The sequence below is a fragment of the Massilia sp. 2TAF26 genome, from assembly GCF_052115005.1.
GTDB lineage: Bacteria > Pseudomonadota > Gammaproteobacteria > Burkholderiales > Burkholderiaceae_D > Telluria.
The window spans coordinates 234,911-254,039 of sequence record NZ_JBFRFV010000002.1 but is presented as its reverse complement, the minus strand read 5'-3'; the positions used below and the strand labels follow the sequence as shown (position 1 = coordinate 254,039).

The 19,129-nt window shown below is 66.8% G+C and carries 17 protein-coding genes, 1 tRNA gene and 1 pseudogene; 7 read left to right on the top strand and 12 right to left on the bottom strand.

Features of this window, described 5'->3' with window-relative positions; genetic code table 11:
* Positions 1–34 precede the first annotated feature (34 nt).
* The gene (gene thrS, locus AB4Z32_RS03215) at positions 35–1,945 is read right to left on the bottom strand and encodes a threonine--tRNA ligase (RefSeq protein WP_441934301.1); all 1,911 of its coding nucleotides are present in this window, start codon (positions 1,943–1,945) and stop codon (positions 35–37) included.
* 235 nt (positions 1,946–2,180) lie between these two features.
* A tRNA-Val gene (locus AB4Z32_RS03210) sits at positions 2,181–2,257 on the bottom strand.
* A 163-nt stretch (positions 2,258–2,420) separates the two neighbouring features.
* Here AB4Z32_RS03210 and AB4Z32_RS03205 point away from each other — a divergent pair.
* From AB4Z32_RS03205 to AB4Z32_RS03190, 4 genes are all read left to right on the top strand, one after another.
* On the top strand, positions 2,421–3,335 hold the full coding sequence (locus AB4Z32_RS03205; RefSeq protein WP_441934299.1) for a cation diffusion facilitator family transporter: 915 nt from the start codon (positions 2,421–2,423) through the stop codon (positions 3,333–3,335).
* A gap of 20 nt (positions 3,336–3,355) precedes the next feature.
* Positions 3,356–3,781, top strand: a complete 426-nt coding sequence (locus AB4Z32_RS03200) for a PAS domain S-box protein (protein ID WP_441934297.1) — start codon at positions 3,356–3,358, stop codon at positions 3,779–3,781.
* 79 nt (positions 3,782–3,860) lie between these two features.
* A complete protein-coding gene (locus AB4Z32_RS03195) occupies positions 3,861–4,859 on the top strand; it encodes an NAD(P)/FAD-dependent oxidoreductase (RefSeq protein WP_441934295.1) in 999 nt (332 codons plus the stop codon).
* A gap of 83 nt (positions 4,860–4,942) precedes the next feature.
* Positions 4,943–5,449 carry a hypothetical protein gene (locus AB4Z32_RS03190; protein ID WP_441934293.1) on the top strand — a complete coding sequence of 169 codons (507 nt, stop codon included), beginning with the start codon at positions 4,943–4,945 and terminating at the stop codon, positions 5,447–5,449.
* Between the two features lie 8 nt (positions 5,450–5,457).
* On the opposite strand, the gene AB4Z32_RS03185 is transcribed toward AB4Z32_RS03190, so the two are convergent.
* The 6 genes from AB4Z32_RS03185 to AB4Z32_RS03160 all read right to left on the bottom strand — a co-directional run bounded on the left by AB4Z32_RS03185 (position 5,458) and on the right by AB4Z32_RS03160 (position 11,523).
* On the bottom strand, positions 5,458–6,096 hold the full coding sequence (locus tag AB4Z32_RS03185) for a hypothetical protein (RefSeq protein ID WP_441934291.1): 639 nt from the start codon (positions 6,094–6,096) through the stop codon (positions 5,458–5,460).
* Positions 6,093–7,034 (bottom strand): MlaD family protein, encoded by a 942-nt coding sequence (locus AB4Z32_RS03180; protein ID WP_441934289.1) that lies wholly within the window; start codon positions 7,032–7,034, stop codon positions 6,093–6,095. The genes AB4Z32_RS03185 and AB4Z32_RS03180 overlap by 4 nt, the downstream gene beginning before the upstream one ends.
* A gap of 27 nt (positions 7,035–7,061) precedes the next feature.
* Entirely contained in the window at positions 7,062–7,868 is an 807-nt protein-coding gene (locus AB4Z32_RS03175) for an MlaE family ABC transporter permease (RefSeq protein WP_441934287.1), read from the bottom strand.
* A 138-nt stretch (positions 7,869–8,006) separates the two neighbouring features.
* Positions 8,007–10,253: a RelA/SpoT family protein gene (locus tag AB4Z32_RS03170; protein ID WP_441934285.1), complete on the bottom strand. Its 2,247-nt coding sequence runs from the start codon at positions 10,251–10,253 to the stop codon at positions 8,007–8,009.
* Between the two features lie 9 nt (positions 10,254–10,262).
* The gene (locus tag AB4Z32_RS03165) at positions 10,263–10,613 is read right to left on the bottom strand and encodes a RidA family protein (protein WP_441934283.1); all 351 of its coding nucleotides are present in this window, start codon (positions 10,611–10,613) and stop codon (positions 10,263–10,265) included.
* A 28-nt stretch (positions 10,614–10,641) separates the two neighbouring features.
* Positions 10,642–11,523, bottom strand: coding sequence for an alpha/beta fold hydrolase (locus tag AB4Z32_RS03160; protein WP_441934281.1), 882 nt, complete (start codon positions 11,521–11,523; stop codon positions 10,642–10,644).
* 126 nt (positions 11,524–11,649) lie between these two features.
* On the opposite strand from AB4Z32_RS03160, the gene AB4Z32_RS03155 reads away from it, so the two are divergent.
* Positions 11,650–12,444 carry a 3-hydroxybutyrate dehydrogenase gene (locus tag AB4Z32_RS03155; RefSeq protein WP_441934279.1) on the top strand — a complete coding sequence of 265 codons (795 nt, stop codon included), beginning with the start codon at positions 11,650–11,652 and terminating at the stop codon, positions 12,442–12,444.
* A 77-nt stretch (positions 12,445–12,521) separates the two neighbouring features.
* Here AB4Z32_RS03155 and AB4Z32_RS03150 read toward each other — a convergent pair.
* Positions 12,522–12,707: pseudogene (locus AB4Z32_RS03150) on the bottom strand (IS1595 family transposase); the annotation flags it as partial.
* A 143-nt stretch (positions 12,708–12,850) separates the two neighbouring features.
* Between AB4Z32_RS03150 and AB4Z32_RS03145 the strand changes: the two are divergent.
* Positions 12,851–13,156 (top strand): hypothetical protein, encoded by a 306-nt coding sequence (locus tag AB4Z32_RS03145; protein WP_441934277.1) that lies wholly within the window; start codon positions 12,851–12,853, stop codon positions 13,154–13,156.
* Positions 13,153–13,533 (top strand): hypothetical protein, encoded by a 381-nt coding sequence (locus AB4Z32_RS03140; protein ID WP_441934275.1) that lies wholly within the window; start codon positions 13,153–13,155, stop codon positions 13,531–13,533. Before AB4Z32_RS03145 ends, AB4Z32_RS03140 begins: the two co-directional genes overlap by 4 nt.
* On the opposite strand, the gene AB4Z32_RS03135 is transcribed toward AB4Z32_RS03140, so the two are convergent.
* Genes AB4Z32_RS03135 through AB4Z32_RS03125 form a run of 3 tightly spaced genes read right to left on the bottom strand, consistent with a single transcriptional unit; the run spans position 13,456 to position 19,067 of the window.
* Positions 13,456–15,087: a methyl-accepting chemotaxis protein gene (locus AB4Z32_RS03135; protein ID WP_441934273.1), complete on the bottom strand. Its 1,632-nt coding sequence runs from the start codon at positions 15,085–15,087 to the stop codon at positions 13,456–13,458. The two genes, AB4Z32_RS03140 and AB4Z32_RS03135, sit on opposite strands and share 78 nt — an antisense overlap.
* Positions 15,088–15,108: 21 nt before the next feature.
* Entirely contained in the window at positions 15,109–16,479 is a 1,371-nt protein-coding gene (locus AB4Z32_RS03130) for a putative bifunctional diguanylate cyclase/phosphodiesterase (RefSeq protein ID WP_441934271.1), read from the bottom strand.
* Positions 16,476–19,067: an EAL domain-containing protein gene (locus tag AB4Z32_RS03125; RefSeq protein WP_441934269.1), complete on the bottom strand. Its 2,592-nt coding sequence runs from the start codon at positions 19,065–19,067 to the stop codon at positions 16,476–16,478. Before AB4Z32_RS03125 ends, AB4Z32_RS03130 begins: the two co-directional genes overlap by 4 nt.
* Positions 19,068–19,129 lie beyond the last annotated feature (62 nt).

Here is a 19,129-nt window from a genome sequence, read left to right as displayed (position 1 = left end):
AATTAGATCGGGCCGTCTCAAGGCGCAAGAAAACTCACTTCGCCTTGGTTGCCACCTCGCTCTGGAGGCGTTCCAGCAGCGCATCGACGGACATGACGCCCAAGTCGACGTTGCCGCGCGCGCGAACGGCCACAGTATTGGCATCCCGCTCTTTATCACCGACAACTAAGATGTACGGCAGCTTTTGGACGGAATGCTCCCGGATTTTATAGGTAATCTTCTCGTTCCGCAAATCAGCGTGAACACGCAGGCCGGCCGCCTTCAGGCGGGCTTCCACTTCTTTCACATAGGAAGCTTGCGCATCAGAAATGTTCAAGATCGCCACCTGGACCGGCGCCAGCCACAGCGGCAGCGCGCCCGCGTAGTTTTCGATCAGGATGCCGATGAAGCGCTCCATCGAACCCACGATCGCGCGGTGCAGCATCACCGGCACCTTGCGGGTATTGTCTTCCGCCACATATTCGGCGCCAAGGCGGCCCGGCATCGAGAAGTCGACCTGCATGGTACCGACCTGCCACGGACGGCCGAGGCTGTCCTTCAGGTGGTACTCGATCTTCGGGCCGTAGAAGGCGCCCTCGCCCGGCAGCTCGGTCCACTCGACGCCGCAGCCGCGCAGGGCCGAACGCAGGGCTTCCTCGGCCTGGTCCCAGACCTCGTCGCTGCCGATGCGGTTTTCCGGACGCAGGGCGATCTTGACATCGATGTTCTCGAAGCCGAAGTCCTCGTAGACCTTCATCGCCTGGGCGTGGAAAGCCACGACTTCCGGCGCGATCTGCTCTTCGGTACAGAACACGTGGCCGTCGTCCTGGGTGAAGCCGCGCACGCGCATCAGGCCGTGCAGCGCGCCCGAGGACTCGTTGCGGTGGCACTGACCGAACTCGCCGTAGCGCAGCGGCAGGTCGCGGTAGGAACGCAGGCCGGCGTTATAGATCTGCACGTGACCCGGGCAGTTCATCGGCTTGAGTGCGTAGGTGCGGTTCTCCGACTCGGTGGTGAACATGTTTTCGCGATAGTTGTCCCAGTGGCCGGTCTTCTTCCACAGCGACACGTCGATGATCTGCGGAGCCTTGACCTCGTTATAGCCGGTCACCTGGTAGGTATGGCGCATGTACTGCTCGACCTGCTGCCAGATCGACCAGCCCTTCGGATGCCAGAAGATCAGGCCCGGGGCCTCGTCCTGGAAGTGGAACAGGTCCAGCTGCTTGCCCAGCTTGCGGTGGTCGCGCTTCTCGGCCTCTTCCAGCATGTGCAGGTACTGCTCCTGCTCTTCCTTCCTGGCCCAGGCGGTGCCGTAGACGCGCTGCAGCATCTCGTTCTTCGAGTCGCCGCGCCAGTAGGCGCCGGCCAGCTTCATCAGCTTGAATACCTTCAGCTTGCCGGTCGAAGGCACGTGCGGGCCGCGGCACAGGTCGGTGAACTTGCCTTCCGAGTACAGCGACACGTCTTCGTTTGCCGGGATCGAGGCGATGATCTCGGCCTTGTAGTCTTCGCCGATGGATTTGAAATAGGCCACCGCCTCGTCGCGCGGCAGGACCTTGCGGGTCACCGGCTCGTCCTTCTTGGCCAGTTCGACCATCTTCTTCTCGATGGCTTGCAGGTCTTCCGGGGTGAACGGGCGCTTGTACGAGAAGTCGTAGTAGAAACCGTTGTCGATGACCGGGCCGATGGTGACCTGGGCTTCCGGGAACAACTCCTTGACCGCGTAGGCCAGCAGGTGGGCGGTCGAGTGACGGATCACGTCCAGGCCTTCCGGATCCTTGTCGGTGACGATGGCGAGATCGGCATCGCTCTCGATCAGGAAAGAGGTGTCGACCACCTTGCCGTCGACCTTACCGGCCAGCGCGGCCTTGGCCAGGCTCGGGGCTATATTCTGCGCCACCTGGGCCACGGTCACCGGGCCCTCGAATTGACGGCTGGAGCCGTCCGGAAGTCGCACATTCAGCATCTTGATCTCCTGTTCGGCGCCGTCGCGCCCGCAAAGTTGGGATATGAGTTGAAAAATTTGAAACGAAAAATATTTGGACGAAAAAAAACGCGCACCAGGCGCGTTTTTATCAGTGTTGTCGAGCTTCTTGAGACAAAAGACCACCGTACCGCGTCTAGCGATTCCCCCACAACTCAGTTGTAGTTCGCGGTGTCATAACCGTCGGTGCCTTTCTCGCTCTTACTGAAGAGTATTCTGGTGGGCGGTGCAGAATTCGAATCTGCGACCCCTTGGATGTCGACCAAGTATTCTAACCAGCTGAACTAACCGCCCGTATGCCGCCATTATAGGGGGTCGGCTGCAGTTGTGCAAGGCAGCACGGATGATGGGCATCTTATGCGCACGCGTAAGGTTCGCGGATCGCAGCTGCCGCGTGGGCACGCAGTGCCCACCCTACATGTATACTGCCGCCTGTTCATCCTTATAACGCATCCCAATGTCCGACCAGTCCGCCTCCTCCGCCCACCTGCACGCCCACCTCGACGGCGACGCCCGCCATGGCCACGTCATCGAAGGCCGCAGCCAGGCCGCGATGGGGCTGGCGCTGGGCCTGACCCTGCTGTTCGCCGTGATCGAGGCGGTCACCGGCTTCTTCTCGAATTCGCTGGCCCTGATCTCCGACGCCGGCCACATGACCACCGACGCCGCCGCCCTCGGCCTGGCGCTGATGGCGCAATTGATTGCGCGCCGGCCGCCGTCGAGCCGCCACTCCTTCGGCTTCGTGCGCGCCGAGGCGCTGGCCGCTTTCGTGAACAGCCTGGCGATGCTGCTGCTGGTAGGCTGGATCGTCTACGAGGCGGCCAAGCGGCTGGCCCATCCGGAGCATGTGCAGGGCGGCACCGTGTTCGTGGTCGCTACGATCGGCGCCTGCATCAATATCCTGGTGGCCTGGGTGTTGTCGCGCGGCGAGCAGAGCATCAACACCCGCGCCGCCCTCGTCAACGTGCTGGGCGACCTGCTCGGCTCGGTGGCCGCGATCGCCGCCGGCGCCATCATCCACTTCACCGGCTGGCTGCGGATCGACCCGATCCTGTCGATCTTCGTGTCGCTGCTGATCCTGAAATCGACGTTCGGCGTACTGCGCGAGTCCTACCACTTCCTGATGGAAGGCGTGCCGCACCAGATCGACTACCTGGGCGTCGGCGCCGACCTGGCCGCCGTGCCCGGCGTGCTGTCGGTGCACGACCTGCACGTGTGGGACATGTCGCCGGGCGAACCGGCCCTGATCGGCCACCTCGAGATTGCCGACCTGAACGCCTGGCCCGAGGTATTGCGCGCGGTGAAAGAGATGCTGCTGGCCAAGCATGGCATCGATCACGTGACCCTGCAGCCGGAGCCGCATAATCACTAAGCGATCGACACGGAGGACGCATGCACACCCAATTCGACTTCCAGCAGATCGTGCAGGACCTGGGCGACGGCGTGATCGTGTGCGACGCCGCCGGCGTGATCGTGTTCTGGAACACGGCGGCAACGCGGATCTTCGGCTTTACCCAGGAAGAAGCGCTCGGCCGCTCGCTCGACCTGATCATTCCGAGCCGCCACCAGCAGCGCCACTGGGACGGCTTCCATCGGACGGTCGCCACCGGGAGCACGCGCTACGGCGGCGAGCTGTTGCGCGTACCGGCCCTGCACAAGGAAGGCCGGCCGCTGTCGATCGCCTTCACGGTGGCCCTGCTGCACGCGCCGGGCACAGTGGAAAACAGGCCGGTAACGGGCATCGCCGCCGTGATCCGTGACGACACCGAGCGCTGGAAGGCGGAGCGCGCCGCGCGGGCCGACCTTTCCTCTTCCTAGTGCTTGTCAGCGCCCTCCGACCCCATGCCGGGGCGCACGCCGATAGGCCGCGCGATGGGTGGATGCCGATAATCGGCACATGCCTATCCAAGATCAAGTCTACGACTGCCTCATCATCGGCGGCGGCCCCGGTGGCCTGACCGCCGCCATCTATCTGCGCCGCTTCACCCGCAGCGTCGCCCTGGTCGACAAGGGCAACAGCCGGCTGCGCCTGATTCCCGTGTCGCACAACTATCCGGGCTTTCCGGAAGGCGTGCCGGGCAACGTCCTGCTCGGCAATCTGTCGGTCCAGCTGGAACGCTACGGCGGCAGCGTGATGCCGGGCGAGATCGTCGACCTGCGCATCGAGGACGGCCTGTTCGTCGGCGACTACGCCGCCGAAGATGCGCCCGAGGGCGAGCTCACCCGGATCCGCGCCCACACCGTGCTGCTGGCCACCGGCGTCGCCGATGGCGGCCTGCCGATCGAGAACTGGCGGGAAGCGATCGCCTTCGGTTCGCTGCGCCTGTGCCCCGTGTGCGACGGCTTCGACGTGATGGACAAGCGCATCGCGGTCGCCACCGCCGACACCAACCCGGTCGGCCACGCCCTCTTCATGCGTACCTTCAGCGCCGACGTGACCCTGTTCGAACGCGGCTCGGCCTCGATGCTGAACGATGAAGACAGGCGCCGCCTGGATGCCGCCGGCGTGCGCCTGATCGAATCGCCGCTGCTGTCCGTCACCTTGGACGCGTCGATGAAGCCGGTGCTGCATACCGAGGACGGCGAGGACTATTCGGCCGACGTGTTCTACCCGATGCTGGGCGAGAAGGCGCGCTCGAACCTGGCCGCGAAGCTGGGCGCCCGCACCGCGCAATGCGAGGAATTGCTGGTGGACGCGCACCAGGCCACCAGCGTGCCGGGCCTGTACGCGATCGGCGACGTGACCGTGGGCCTGAACCAGATCGCGGTGGCGACAGGCGGCGCGGCCAGGGCGGCGGTGCGGATCCACAACCAGCTGCCGCCGGCGCTGCGCCGGCCGCCCATTCGGCCGTCCCCCCTTCGGCCGGCTTCCGGCGGTCCGGCGCAGGCGGGATGAACGGCTTCCTGACGGGCAAGGTGTCGATATAATAGTGTCAAGCCGCGCCCGCCCCGGACCGGCATGACAACGTCGACGAGCCCATGAAGAAGACCTTTCCGTCCCTGCTGCTGATCGCCTCCACCCTGTCCGGCGCCGCCTTCGCCGCCGATGATGCCGCCATCCTGAAATGCCGCGCCATGGCCGAAACCGCGAAGCGGCTGGCCTGCTATGACGCGATTCCGGTCGACTTCGCCGCTCCCCCTGCCGCCCGGCCCTCCGCACCGGCTGCCGCGCCGGTGGCGGCCGCCACTGCCGCGCCGGCCGCTTCGACCGAGCAGAATTTCGGCCTGCGCCCGGTGGTCAAGAAGCAGAAGGATGCCGAACCCTCGGCCATCCACAGCAGCGTGGTAGGCCGCTTCGACGGCTGGAGTCCGGGAACGGTCTTTACGCTCGCCAATGGACAGGTCTGGAAAGTCACCGACGATGCCGACGCCGTGCTGCCGATCATGCAGAACCCGAAGGTCGAGATCACGCGCGGCCTGCTGGGCGCCTACTTCCTGCAGGTCGAGGGCCATACCAACAGCGCAAGGGTGGCACGGGTCAGGTAAGGCCCGCCTCAGCCTTCCGACGCCAGCGCCATCCGGCGCCGTATCCGCTCAACGGCCTGCATATCGCCCGCCGCCTCGGCGCGCCGCTCCTGCACGCCCAGCCAGGCCAGCAGCGGCCTGCGCCAGCCCTGGTTCGACGCCGTGTCGACCGCATTCCCGATGTCCGCCGGGCTGATCCTGCCAGCCTTGAACAGGGCGCCGGCCGCCACCAGGCGCGCCAGCGGATCCTGCACGCCGGCCAGGCTGCCGCCGGTGACGACGGCGCGGTGCTGCTCGGGCAGCAGGCTGGCGTTCAGCCCCTGCCAGCGGCCCTCGAGGTAGGCCGCATAGGCCTGCTGGGCCGGGTTCGCGTCGCCCGCCACGGCCGCGTAGCCGGGACAGTCGAATACCAGGGCGGCCACGCGCGCCGCGCAGCGCACCAGCTCGGCCTGGGCCACGTTGTCGAAGCGGCCGGTGCTGGCGGTGGCGCGGCGGGCGCGCACGAATTCGGCGTCGGCGGCGGCCGTGTCGCCATGCAGCCAGGCGTCGGTATAGCCTTCGAGTGCGCTCTTCGCGTTCGGCTGCCAGTCGGGCGGCTGGGGCTTGCTGGCGCAGCCGGCCAGGGCGATGGAAGCCATCGTCACGAACAACAAGGCGGTCTTCTTCATGGCAGCTTGATCTCCTCGTCGCGCTTGAACGGCCACTTGCGGTTGATTTCGTCGACCAGCCGGTTCACCTTGCGCAGGCTGGCGTCGACCTCGCCGCGCAGCCGGCCCAGGTCCTGGGTCGCCACCTTCGCATTCGCACCGACGGCCTGGGCCTCTACCAGCACGGCATCGACCTTCTGCAAGGTCGTGCGGGCGTCGCCCAGGACGCCGTTCAGCTGCCGGACCGCGGCCTGGGTATCGTCCATCACGCCGTTCTTGCCGAACACGCGCTGGTCGGTCTTGGCCAGAATGGCGTCGACCCGCTGCAGGGTCTGCAGCAGCTTCTTCGCTTCCTCGTCGCCGCCGAGGGCGGTGCCGAGCACGCCGTATTTGCCGGTCAGGCGGCCGCTGAGGGTCTCGACGTTGGTCAGTGTGTTGCCGATCGCGGAATCGGGGCGGGTCATGGCTTCCAGGTTCTCCAGCAAGGTGTGGGCGGTGGAGAGCAGGCGCGGGATCTCGGCGGCGGCGTCGCCGCGCAGCACCGGGCGCTGGGCCTTGTCCGGCAACGGCGGGTCGGTTAGGATGCCGCTGTAGGCGCGCAGCCGGGTCTGGCCGACCACGCTGGACTCCAGGGTGAACACGCTGGTGGTGCGCAACCATTTGGCGTCATCCTTCGGGATGTCGACCAGGATGTTGACCTTGCCGTCCTGGCCGAGGTCGACCTGGCGCACGCGCCCGATCGGAAAGCCGGCGAAGCTCATGTCCATGCCGGGGATCACGCCCTCGGAATTGTCGGTCACCAGCACCAAGCGCTGGGTGGGCTCGAACACGCCGCGCGCGTACATCACGTACACGAAGAAGGCGATGATCAGGGCGCCGATCACGATCAGCAGGATCAGCGCCTTCGCCTCCACGTGTTTCGGTTCGTCGGGCGGGTTGGCGGAAATGGGGTCGGCCATGCGGGGTCCTTGGGTCCTTGTTTTCTTTCAGATGTATTTCACGGCCAGCGAACTGGCCTCGATCAGCAGCAGCACGAACAACAGGCGCAGCGCGCCCGGCTGCACATTGCTGCGGTGGCGGCGACGGTGGCGCAGCATGTCCAGGATGGCCGCGCTCGGGATCACGGCCACGGCCAGCCCGAACAGCACGGTCTTGAACACGAAGCCGAGGGTCACCGTCGGATCGAACACGCGGCCCACCGTGCGGGTGTAGTCGGACAGCCCCCACGGCGACACGCCGTACACGTTCAGGTAGGCCAGCACCAGCACGATCACGCTGCTGACCATGGCCAGGCTCAGCACCGAGAAGGCGTTCGCGATCACCTGCGGCACCAGGTCGTGGCGCACGCGGCGCAGGGTCGACTCAAGCGCGTCGCCGGTTGCCACGCCGCTGGCGGCCAGCCCCATCGCATTGGCGTCGAAGGCCATGCTGGCGCGCAGGGCCGCGAACATCGCCGCCGACAGCGGGAGCAGTTCCAGCACCAGCACCCGCACCATCATCTCCAGCGCGAAGCCGGACAGGCCGTAGCTCTGCGCCGTCACCAGCACGATGCGGATGATGACGAGGCTGATCAGGGCCGTCAGCACGGTGAACCAGGGCAGCACCGCCCAGGTGCTGGCGTAGATGTAGCGCGAGGTCGCGAGCCGGTTGCCGCGGTGCCAGATGGACGGCGACATCGCCATCACCAGCGCGACGGCGCCCAGGTGCAGCATGGCCCACCAGCTGCCAAGGTAGCGCGCGATGCGGGCGCCCCAGTCGCGCGGCTTGATGTAGAGGAAGGACGAGAGTGGCATATTTACATGATACATTTTTCGGCATGCGGCACGTCGGGACGTATCACATCGTAGGGTGGGCGCGGCCAGCGCAGGCGCTCCGCGCCCACGCGACCGTTTGCGTCACGCCTGCTTACGCGTGGGCACGGCGAGCCCACCCTACGTGCGTCGTGCCTCCTGCACGCCGCTCACTTCCCCGATCGCGGCCAGGGCTTTCTGCAGCTGCCCGGTCGATCCGATCTCCGCCGTGAACACCATGCGCGCGAAGCCTTTCGCGCTTTGGGTGTTCACGCCGATCACGTTGATCTTCTCGCGCGCCAGCACCTCGGAGATGTCGCGCAGCAGGCCCTGGCGGTCGGAAGCCAGGATGAAGATGTCGATCGGATAGACGGTCTCCTTGTCGGCGCGGCCCCACTCGGTTTCGATCACGCGTTCCGGCGCCTTGGACGCCATCTCGCCGAAGTTCTTGCAGCTGGCGCGGTGGATCGACACGCCCTTGCCGCGCGTGACGAAGCCGACGATCGGGTCCGGCGGCGCCGGCTTGCAGCACTTGGCCAGCATGGTCAGCATGCCTTCGGTGCCGACCACCAGCACGCCGGACTTGGCGCCCTGCTCCACGCTCGAGGCGCGGCTCTTGTTGACCACCGCAGTGTCTTCCTGCGGCGGGCTTTCTCCCGGATCGTGCAGAGCGGCTTCGACGTGGCGCAGGCTGAACTTCTCCTTGCCGACCGCAATGAACAGGTCGTCGACCTTGGCGAAGCCCAGCTTGTGCGCCAGCGCCTCCAGGTTGACCGCGGTCTTGCCTTCGCGCTGCAGCGATTTCTCGACCAGGGCGCGGCCATGCGCCAGCGTCTCGGCCAGTTCCTGGGCGTGGAACCAGGCGCGGATCTTGGTGCGGGTGCGGCTGCTGACGGTGTAGCCGGGGCTGAGCCAGTCGCGCGAGGGTCCGGCGCTGCCGGGCGCGCCCTTGGCGGTGATGATCTCGCAGGTCTGGCCGTTCTTCAGCGGCGTGTTCAGCGGCACCATCACGCCGTCGATCTTGGCGCCGCGGCAGCGGTGTCCGACCTCGCTGTGCAGGTGGTAGGCGAAGTCGATCGGGGTCGCGCCCTGCGGCAGCTCGATCACGCGCGCCTGCGGGGTCAGCACGAAGATGCGGTCGTCCAGGGTGGTGGACTTCAGCTTCTCGACCCACTCGCGCTGCAGTTCTTCCTGGTCGCCGCCCGTCATGGCGTCGGCGACTTCGCTGTTCCAGGCCAGCAGCTGGCGCAGCCAGGCGATCTTCTCGTCGTACTGCTGGCTCTTGAAGTTGGAGCCGCCCTCCTCCTTGTAGCGCCAGTGCGCGGCCACGCCGTATTCCGCGAAGTTGTGCATCTCCTGGGTGCGGATCTGCACCTCGAGCGGACGTCCGTCGTCGGCGGTGACCACCGTGTGCAAGGACTGGTAGCCGTTCGCCTTCGGGCGCGAGATGTAGTCGTCGAACTCCTTCGGGATCGGGGTCCAGATGTTGTGGATGACGCCCAGCACCGTGTAGCAGGTCTTGACGTCCGGGACGATCACGCGGAAGGCGCGCACGTCGTACAGCTCGCTGAAGTCGAGCTCCTTGCCGCGCATCTTCTTCCAGATGCTGTAAATGTGCTTCGGCCGGCCGCTGACTTCGGCCTTGATGCCGGCCGCGGACAGCTCCGCCTGCAGGCGCTCGATCGAGGATTGCACGAAGCTCTCGCGCAGCATGCGCTTCTCTTCGAGCATCTTGGCGATGCGCTTGTAGGTGTCGGGCTCCATCATCCGGAACGACAGGTCTTCCAGCTCCCACTTCAGCTGGAAGATCCCAAGACGGTTGGCCAGCGGGGCATACAAATCCAGCACTTCGCTGCCGTAGTTGCGGGTCAGCTCGTCGAAGCGCTTCTGCTCCGCGAAATAGCGCAGGGTCGTCACACAGGAGGCCAGGCGCACCAGCACCACCCGCATGTCGGAGGCCATCGCCAGCAGCATCTTGCGCAGGGTTTCCACCTGCGCCATGGCCTGCTGGGCGGCGTTCTTTCCGCGGCCGACCGGGGCCTGGGTGGCGGTCAGGTCGCGCAGGCGGATCAGCTGGTGCACGCCGTGCACCATGTCGGCGACTTCCTTGCCGAAGCGTTCCTCGAGCTTTTCGGCGATCAGCGGTTCGACCAGGCAGAGCTCGAACAGCAGGCCGGCGATGCGGGTCTCGGCGTCGCTGCGCAGCACGGCGAGCGTGCCCGCCACACCGAGCGAGAACTCGAAGGCGCTCTGGCCGGAGGCGGCATGACGCTCGCCATAGGCCTCGGCGGCGAAATCCAGCGCCGCCTGCACCCGCGCGCAATCGTCCTTGCCTAAGCCGTGGACGAGCTGGGTGGTGGCGTCGCCGAGCGCGGCAATCGATACCATACGGCTTTCTTACGCCTGGGCGGCGACGACCACGATCTCGACCAGGCAGGCGGGATTCGCGAGCTTCGCCTCGACGGTGGCGCGCGGCGGGGTGTGGCCCGGCACGACCCAGGAATCCCAGACTTCGTTCATGCCCGGGAAGTAGCTCATGTCCGAGATGTAGATCTGGCAGCTCAGGATGCGGGCCTTGCTGCTGCCGGCTTCGTTCAGCAGGCGGTCGACGTGGCCCAGCACTTCGCGGGTCTGGCCGACGATGTCCTGGGTGGTGTCCTCGGCGATCTGGCCGGCCAGGTAGACGGTACCGTTGTGGATGGCGGTTTCGGACAGGCGCTTGCCTACGTGCAGACGTTGGATTTCCATGTGTGTTCTACCTTTTGATTTAAATAAGTTATTCGGTGCTCAAAAAATCCCTGACGATGGCGATCTGGTTCGCGTGCATCAGGGTCGGCGCATGGCCGACGCCGGGGATCTCCGCCAGTATCGGCTTCGGTCCGCGGCGCGTCATTTCTTCCGCTGTCGCGCGCGACAGCAGGTCGGACAGCTCGCCGCGCAGCAGCAGGGTCGGGCAGCGGATCGCATCGTAGGCGGCCCACAGCGCGGCCTGGTCCTGCTCGGCGCGTTCCGGCGTGATCGCGGCGAAGGGCCTGGCCAGGCCGAGATCGTAGTGGCGCACCCATTCGCCGCCGGATTCCTGGACCAGCACGTCGCTGGCCAGCTTGTGCCATTCGGCGTCGCTGTGCGGGCCGAAGGAGCTCGACACATCCTTGACGAAGCGCGCGCCGGCCTCGAAGTTCGGGAAGCGCAGGTCCTGGCCGATGTATTCGCCGATGCGCGCCATCGCGGCCGGGTCCAGTACCGGGCCGATATCGTTCAGCACCAGGCGGCGGATCGGGCTGTTGTCGAAGGAAGCCAGGATCATGCCGATCAGGCCGCCCATCGAAGTGCCGACCCAGTGCACGGCTTCGTCCTCATCGTTTGCCGTCACGCGGGCGATCAGGGTCACCATGTCGGCCACATATTGCGGCACCACGTAGAGATTCGGGTCGCGCAGGCGCTCCGACCGTCCGCGGCCGGCCACGTCCGGGCAGACCACGCGGTAGCGGTCGCTCATGGCATCCGCCAGCGCGTCGAAGTCGTCGGCCACGCGGGTCACGCCATGCACGCAGACCAGCACGCGCGGGTTGGCGGGATCGCCCCACTCCTTGTAGGCCATGCGGTGCAGGCCGGCCGGCGAACTGCATTGCACGCTCTTCAGCCTCGGTTCGCCCATGCCCTGCCTCCTCTCGATTCGTGATGTCTGAACGGCCGCCAACATTTTAACCGGCTAAGCGATTAGAATTCTACCAAGTCCGCGACGCATCACTTCACGATCACCATTTTCTGAGAAGAGGAAGCAATGAAATCAACCATGTTAAGCGGCAAGACCGCCCTCGTGACCGGCTCGACCTCGGGCATCGGCCTGGGCATCGCGCGCGCGCTGGCCGAACAGGGCGCGAATATCGTGTTCAACGGCTTTGGCGACGCCCAGCAGATCGAGAAGCTGTACACCGATATCGGCCAGGAATTCGGCGTGCGCACCGCTTACCACAATGCCGACATGTCCAGGCCGGAACAGATCGAGGCCATGATGGCCTTCGCGGCCGAGAAATTCGGCGGCGTCGACATCCTCGTCAACAATGCCGGCATCCAGCACGTCGCCAACGTCGACGAATTCCCGGTCGAGAAATGGGACGCCATCATCGCCATCAACCTGACCTCGGCCTTCCACACCAGCCGCCTGGCCCTGCCGGGCATGAAGCAGAAGAACTGGGGCCGCATCATCAACCTCGCTTCGGTGCACGGGCTGGTGGGCTCGGCGGGCAAGTCGGCCTATGTGGCGGCCAAGCACGGCCTGGTCGGCTTCACCAAGGTGACGGCGCTGGAAAACGCCCACACCGGCGTCACCTGCAACGCGATCTGCCCGGGCTGGGTCCTGACCCCGCTGGTGCAGAAACAGGTCGACGACCGCGCCGCCCGCGAAGGCGTCTCGAACGAAGCGGCCAAGAAGGCCCTGCTGAGCGAGAAGCAGCCGTCCGGCGAATTCGTCACTCCCGAGGAACTGGGCGCGCTGGCCGTGTTCTTCTGCTCGCCGGCCGCCGACCAGGTGCGCGGCGTGGCGTGGAATATGGATGGCGGCTGGGCGGCGCAGTAATCTCCTTCCCGCGATTCCCTCCTCCGGCGGCGCCTCCTGTGCCGCCGTTTTCATTGGCTGTGTTCGCGTTATTTCGGTCATTGCGCCATGTAGCTGAGCTGGACGGCGGCTTGCAGCAGATGCCGGGGCGTCGCCAGACGCCGCGCATCCAGCATGCGCTGCCAGCCCGAATAATTGATCAGGTAACGGCTTGCCACGCCGCGAAACCGCACCAGCCAGCTCTTGAACCGGCTATGCCAGCCGTTCACGTTTTGCACGTGGATCGCGCCGCGTGTGCGCTCTCGCGCCTGCACGTTCACCCACGCATGCGTGATACCTGAGCGCGCGGCGAAGCGGCGATCAGCGAGCCGAGGTCCGCAGCCTGGCGCTGGAGATCAAGCTGCCTTCGGCGCCCTTCGGGGCGGCCTTGCCGCTCGAACTGCGCGGCAACCTCGGCCGCAACTGGTCGAGCGTCGACACCGTGCCTGGCCCCGGCAACCGCCTCGACCAGCAACCACGCTGGTCGGGCAAGCTCGTCGCCGACGTCAACGGCGCGCGCGGCATGCTGTATGCGAATGCGCTCGGCGCCACCGAACGCGATGCCACCAGCGCCACCTATCGCAGCCTGCGCCTCCAGTACGAACGCAAGTTCGAGCAAGGCCGCGGCCGGCGCGAATCGCCGATTCATGGCATGCTGCGCTTTTTTCAACGCAAGAAAGCAGCACATCCATGACTCAGCGCCTCGACGAACGGGAATTGCAGGACGCCTGCCTGGACCTGGCCCGGGTCGTGCTGGCCGCCGGCCAGCCGCAAGTCTCGAACGACATCCTCGAAACCCTGGCCGACCGCTTCCACCGCGAAGTCGTCGACTTCGCGCCCGGCATCGCGCGCGCCGGGCGCGATCCGAATCTCCTGAGCCGCGCGGTCTACTACATGATCGACGCCCATGCCCTGCCCCTGATGGGCACCGACATGGAATGGTTCCGCCAGGCCCTGGTATGCCTGGTCGAACTGGCGGTGCCGGGCATCGCCCTATCGGACAAGGGCGGTGCCTTCCTGCGCGACGTGCAGCTGGGCGTCGAGCAGTCGCTGGGGGACCTGGAGGGCTGAACCGTTCAGCCGGAAGGCCTGCACCGCGGCCGCCAGGCTGTCCGCCTCTTCGCGCAGGGCCTGGGCGGCGGCGGAGGCCTGTTCGACCAGGGCCGCGTTCTGCTGGGTGGCCTGGTCCATTTGCGCGATCGCCTGGTTCACCTGTTCGATGCCCGCCGCCTGCTCCTGGCTGGCGGCCATGATATCGCCCATGATGCCGGTGACCCGGCCGACGCTGCCGACGATCTCCTGCATCGTGCTGCCGGCGCGGTCCACCAGCGTCGAACCGTGGCGCACCTGCCGCACCGAATCGTCGATCAGGGCCTTGATTTCCCGCGCCGCCGCTGCGCTGCGCTGGGCCAGGTTGCGCACCTCGCCGGCAACCACCGCGAAGCCGCGTCCCTGCTCGCCGGCGCGCGCGGCCTCGACCGCGGCGTTCAGCGCCAGGATATTGGTCTGGAAGGCGATGCCGTCGATGACGCCGATGATGTCGGCAATCCGCGTGGCCGAAGCGTCGATCGCACCCATGGTGCCGACCACCTCGGCCACCACCGCGCCGCCCCGGTTGGCCACTTCGGAGGCCGACAGCGCCAGCGCATTGGCCTGGCGCGCATTGTCGGCGTTCTGGCGCACGGTCGCGGTCAGCTCCTCCATCGAAGACGCGGTCTGCTCGAGCGAGGCCGCCTGTTCTTCGGTGCGCGAGGACAGATCCAGGTTGCCCGCCGCGATCTGGCCGGAAGCCGTGGCGATGGTGTCGGTACCGCCGCGCACCCGGCCCACCAGGCTCGCCAGCCCGCGGTTCATCTCGTTCAGCGCGCGCATCAGGCGCCCGGTCTCGTCCTGCGCCGTCACGGCGATGCTCTGGGTCAGGTCGCCGCCGGCCACCGCACCGGCGACCCGAACGGCTTCCTCCAGCGGCACGACGATCCCGCGGATCAGCATCGCGCCGACGACGCCGGCCAGGACCAGGCCGAAGGCCATGCCGCCCAGGCAGACCAGGCGCACGATCTCGTAGGTGGACTGCGACTCGGTGCTGGCCCGGCCGGCTTCGTCCAGCTGGAGCTGGATCAGGCCGTCGACGGCAGTGCGCACCGGCACGAACAGCGCGATCATCGGCCCCTGCACGAGGGCCTTGGCGCGCTCCATGTCCCGGGCGCGCAGCGCCTCGACGGCCGGCTGCAGGGCCTCCCCGACGAAGCGGCCACGGGCGCGCACGAAGCCTGCGGCCAGCTCCTTTTCGCGTTCCGTCATCCTGGTGCCGCTGTAGGCCTTCCATTGTTCGTCGATGAACACCTTGTTGCGGGCGATATTCTCGAGCAGGGCCGGCACCGCGCCCGGATCGGCGTTCAGGGCTTCCGCGGCGGCCAGCTGGTTCAGGTTCAGGCGCCGCACGATGCGGTCGAGCTGGCCCAGGCAGACCATGCGGTCGTCGTACAGCGAGTGCAGCTGGTCGTTGGCGTGGCCGAGGCTGAGCAGCCCCACGGTGGCGCCGACGATCAGTTCCAGGCCCAGGAGCACGATCACGAGGATCAGGCGCGTCTTGATAGTGAGTTGTTTGGTGAGTTTATTCAGCATGAACAGCCCTGCTTGTACCGGTTAGAGGATTGGATAGGGAAGGTCTTTCGTCAACAGCCGCTCCAGCTGTTCCGGCCATACCGGCGAGCTGAAGTAATACCCCTGGAACTCGTCGCAGCCGTTCGCCTTCAGGAAGGCCACCTGCTCCGCGGTCTCGACACCCTCCGCCACCGCCTCGAGGTTCAGGCCATGCGCCAGGTCGATGATGGCGCGGGTGATCGCGGCGTCGCTGCGGTCGTCGACCACGTCCTTGACGAAGGCGCGGTCGATCTTCAGCACGTCGAGCGGGAAGCGCTTCAGGTAGCTCAGCGACGAATAGCCGGTGCCGAAATCGTCGATCGACAACGCGACCCCGAGCCCCTTCAGCGAGCGCAGCACCTCGACCGCCCTGGCGGTGTCGCGCATCACCGTGCTTTCGGTGATCTCGATTTCCAGGCCGGCCGGATCGAGGCCGCTCCCGGCCAGCGCGGCGCTTACCTGGGCGGTCAGGCCGGCCTGCTGGAACTGGCGCGCCGACAGGTTCACCGACACCCGGCCCAGCGGCAGGCCTTCGTGGCGCCAGCGGGCGGCCCGGCCGCTGGCTTCGCGCAGCACCCACATATCGAGCTGCTCGATCATGCCGGTTTCCTCCGCCAGCGGGATGAAGCGTGCCGGCGCCACCAGGCCCAGCACCGGATGGCGCCAGCGCACCAGGGCTTCGACCCCGGCCATGCCGCCGTCCGGACCCACGCGTGGCTGGTACTGCAGGGCGAGCTGGCCGCGTCCGATCGCATGGCGCAGCATCGATTCGAGGTCGACGCGGTCGCGGATCACCTGTTCCATCTCGGCGCGGTGGAAGCACATCTGGGCCGGGCCGCCGGCGCGCGCCGAGTCCAGCGCCACCTCCGCCATCTGCAGCAGTTGCGCCGGCGTGCACGGCGCCGGCGGTGCGGTGGCGATGCCGATGCTGGCCGACAGGAACAGGCGCTGGCCGCCCAGCACGAAGGAATCGCGCATGCAGCACAGCATGGACCGGCCCAGGCGCGCGGCCGCATCGATGCCGGAATCCGGCTGCACCACGATGAACTGGTTGGCGCCTGGCCGCGCCAGCATGTCGTCCGGACCCAGCAGGCGCGCGAGCCGCGCCGCGCACTCGCGCAGCACCTCGTCGCCGCCGGCGTGGCCATAACTGCCGTTGATCTTCCTGAATTCGTCGACATCGAATACCAGCACCGCCGGCACCCGTCCATCGTGGCGCGCGGCATCGAGCGCGGCCTCCAGCAGGTCGAGGATGCCGCGCCGGTTCGGCAGCCCGGTCAGGTCGTCGCGGGACTGCCGCTCCACCAGGGCGCGCTCGAGGCGGCGCCGCTCGGCTTTGCAGCGCCGCAATACACTCCACAAGGGTTTCCTCATGCCGCCGCTTCCGCCCGCCGCGCCCGCAGCAGCGCTTCGATGTCCGCTGCCGGCACCGGCGCGCCGAAGCGGTAGCCCTGCATCCGCCGGCAACCGTGCGCGCTCAGGAAGTCTTGCTGGCCGGCGCTCTCGACGCCCACCGCCGTCACGTCCAGCTTCAGGGACGCGGCCAGGGCGATCACGGCCGCGACGATGGCGGCATCGTCGCTGTCGGTTTCGATGTCGGCGACGAAGGAGCGGTCGATCTTCAGTCCATGGATCGGGAAGCGCTTCAGGTTGGCCAGGCTCGAATAGCCGCTGCAGAAGTCGTCGATCGCCAGCTGCACGCCCATCGTCGCCAGGCGGGCCATGGTCTCGGCGGCCACGGCGGGGCTCTCCATCAGCAGGGTTTCGGTAATCTCCAGGGTCAGCGTGGCAGGATCGCAGCCGCTGCGCGCGGCCAGGCGCTCCACCTGGGCGGCAAGGTCCTGCTGCTGGAACTGGCGCGCGGACACGTTAACGCTCATCCGCAGCGGGCCAAGGCCGATGCGCCGCAAGGCCGCCAGCTGGTCCATCGCGGTGGCCAGCACCCATTCGCCGATCGGCACGATCAATCCGGTTTCTTCCGCCAGCGGGATGAAATCGGCCGGCAGGACCATCTCCCGCCCTTCCGGCCGCCAGCGCAGCAGCGCTTCGAGGCCGACCACGCAGCCGCTGGCGACGTCGAACTGCGGCTGGTAATACAGCGCGAACTCGCCGCGCTGGAGCGCGCGCTGCAGCCTTGCCTCGACCTTCAGGTGCTCCTCGGCGTGCATGCCCATGTCCGCCGTATAGAAATGGAAGTGATTGCCGCCCTCGGCCTTCGAACTGTACATCGCCGTGTCGGCCGCCTTCAGCAGAGCATGGCAATCCGTCCCGTCGCGCGGATACATCGCGATGCCGACGCTGCCGGTCGGGAACAGCTCGGTGCCGCACAGGGTCAGCGGCTGGAACAGCTGGGCCAGCAGCTTCTGCGCCACCAGCGCCGCGTCGTCCGCGCAGGCCAGGTCGGGCAGCACCACAACGAATTCGTCGCCGCCCTGGCGCGCCACGGTGTCGCTCTCGCGCAGGGCGCAGGCCAGGCGGCGCGCGATCTCGATGATCATCTGGTCGCCGGCTTCGTGCCCGAGGCTGTCGTTGACGTGCTTGAAGCGGTCGAGATCGATGAACATCACGCCTACCTGGCGCCTGGTGCGCTGGGCCTGGGCGATGGCATTCGCCAGCCGGTCCTGCAACAGGGTGCGGTTCGGCAGGCCGGTCAGCGCATCGTGGCTGGCCATCCGCTGCAGGGCTTCCTCGGCCTGCTTGCGGCGCGAGACGTCTTCGACCGCGATGATCAGCCGCAGCTGGCCGCTGGCGACCTCGCGCATCACGGAGGCACTGACGGTTACCCAGATCGGATTGCCGCCTTTGGCCACGTAGCGGGTCTCGCGCTGGAAATCGCGGATCTCGCCATCGACCAGCCGCCGGATCAGCACCCGGTCTTCCAGCAGCTCGTCCGGGTGGGTGATCTGGTGAACGAAACGCTGCAACAGTTCGATCTCGGTAAAGCCGACGATGCGCGTGAGCCTGCGGTTGACGCGCACGAAGCGCCCCTCGCGCGACAGCAGCGCGATCCCGACCGCGGCCTGGGTGAAGGTCAACCGGAAGAACTCCTCGCTTTCCTGCAGCCGCAACTTGGCCTGGCGCCGGAAGGTGACGTCCTGGCCGATCAGCAGCAGGATCGCGCCGCCCGCCTGGCGCGTACGGCGGATATTGAATTCGAAGTAGCGCGCGCCTTCGGCATGGCCGTCGACGGTGACCACCACACCGTCCTGGGGCGCGCCCGAGGCCAGCGCGGCCGCCATGCGTTCGGCCAGCTCGGGGGCCGGAATCAGGCTGTCGAGCTGGGGCTGGGCCTCGACCGCGTCGTCCGGAATGCCTAGCATCTCCAGCATCGTCGCGTTGATCGAGCGGATCCGGTATTCGTCGTCGACCACGATCAGGCCGGCCGGCATCCCGTCGATCACCTGCTCCAGGTAGTTCTGGTACTGGACCACGCTGCGCTGGTCGGCATGCGCATAGGTGTCGAGCGCAAGCCCCATGTCCAGACAGACGACCTTGAGGATGCTGTCGCAGGCGGCGCGGAAACGCCGCGGCTCGGCGTGCATGCGCTCCCACAGGAGCTCGATCATCTCGGCCAGGTATTTGCGGTAGGCGCCGATATACCACTTCGGCTCAAGGCCGATGCGCTGGTGCACCAGGCCGACGCGCAGGCGGTCGCGGATATAGGTCTCGCCATACTCTCCGGCGGTCAGGCTGCGGAAGTAAGCGGCCTGCGCGTGCTTCAGGCGCTGCACCGTGCCGCCGTCCTCCATCAGGGCCTGCAGTTCCGGGAAGCTCAGGATGTGATCGTAGAAGCTGTCCGAAAAGGTATCGATATCCTTGTCGATCAGGCCGTGCAGTTCGCGCAGCAGCGCGACATCCCCTTCGCCCAGTTCGAGGAAGGCCATGCGGGCGGCCAGTTCCTCCCGGTCGAGGCCGATCTCGAGGGCGATCGCATCGATGGAATCGTTCGTTTTATCACGCATAAATTGCAAAAGAGCCACAGGTGTGAACTGTTTGCAATTTTATGAACGGGTTAATCTTTGAT

Bases quoted from the DNA above. Each gene is read 5' to 3' on its own strand.
- thrS (WP_441934301.1), bottom strand. From the start codon at position 1,945: ATGCTGAATGTGCGACTTCCGGACGGCTCCAGCCGTCAATTCGAGGGC.
- AB4Z32_RS03185 (WP_441934291.1), bottom strand. From the start codon at position 6,096: ATGAAGAAGACCGCCTTGTTGTTCGTGACGATGGCTTCCATCGCCCTG.
- AB4Z32_RS03195 (WP_441934295.1), top strand. From the start codon at position 3,861: ATGCCTATCCAAGATCAAGTCTACGACTGCCTCATCATCGGCGGCGGC.
- AB4Z32_RS03125 (WP_441934269.1), bottom strand. From the start codon at position 19,067: ATGCGTGATAAAACGAACGATTCCATCGATGCGATCGCCCTCGAGATC.
- AB4Z32_RS03205 (WP_441934299.1), top strand. From the start codon at position 2,421: ATGTCCGACCAGTCCGCCTCCTCCGCCCACCTGCACGCCCACCTCGAC.
- AB4Z32_RS03135 (WP_441934273.1), bottom strand. From the start codon at position 15,087: ATGCTGAATAAACTCACCAAACAACTCACTATCAAGACGCGCCTGATC.
- AB4Z32_RS03165 (WP_441934283.1), bottom strand. From the start codon at position 10,613: ATGGAAATCCAACGTCTGCACGTAGGCAAGCGCCTGTCCGAAACCGCC.
- AB4Z32_RS03140 (WP_441934275.1), top strand. From the start codon at position 13,153: ATGACTCAGCGCCTCGACGAACGGGAATTGCAGGACGCCTGCCTGGAC.
- AB4Z32_RS03175 (WP_441934287.1), bottom strand. From the start codon at position 7,868: ATGCCACTCTCGTCCTTCCTCTACATCAAGCCGCGCGACTGGGGCGCC.
- AB4Z32_RS03200 (WP_441934297.1), top strand. From the start codon at position 3,356: ATGCACACCCAATTCGACTTCCAGCAGATCGTGCAGGACCTGGGCGAC.
- AB4Z32_RS03160 (WP_441934281.1), bottom strand. From the start codon at position 11,523: ATGGGCGAACCGAGGCTGAAGAGCGTGCAATGCAGTTCGCCGGCCGGC.
- AB4Z32_RS03170 (WP_441934285.1), bottom strand. From the start codon at position 10,253: ATGGTATCGATTGCCGCGCTCGGCGACGCCACCACCCAGCTCGTCCAC.
- AB4Z32_RS03190 (WP_441934293.1), top strand. From the start codon at position 4,943: ATGAAGAAGACCTTTCCGTCCCTGCTGCTGATCGCCTCCACCCTGTCC.
- AB4Z32_RS03130 (WP_441934271.1), bottom strand. From the start codon at position 16,479: ATGAGGAAACCCTTGTGGAGTGTATTGCGGCGCTGCAAAGCCGAGCGG.
- AB4Z32_RS03155 (WP_441934279.1), top strand. From the start codon at position 11,650: ATGAAATCAACCATGTTAAGCGGCAAGACCGCCCTCGTGACCGGCTCG.
- AB4Z32_RS03180 (WP_441934289.1), bottom strand. From the start codon at position 7,034: ATGGCCGACCCCATTTCCGCCAACCCGCCCGACGAACCGAAACACGTG.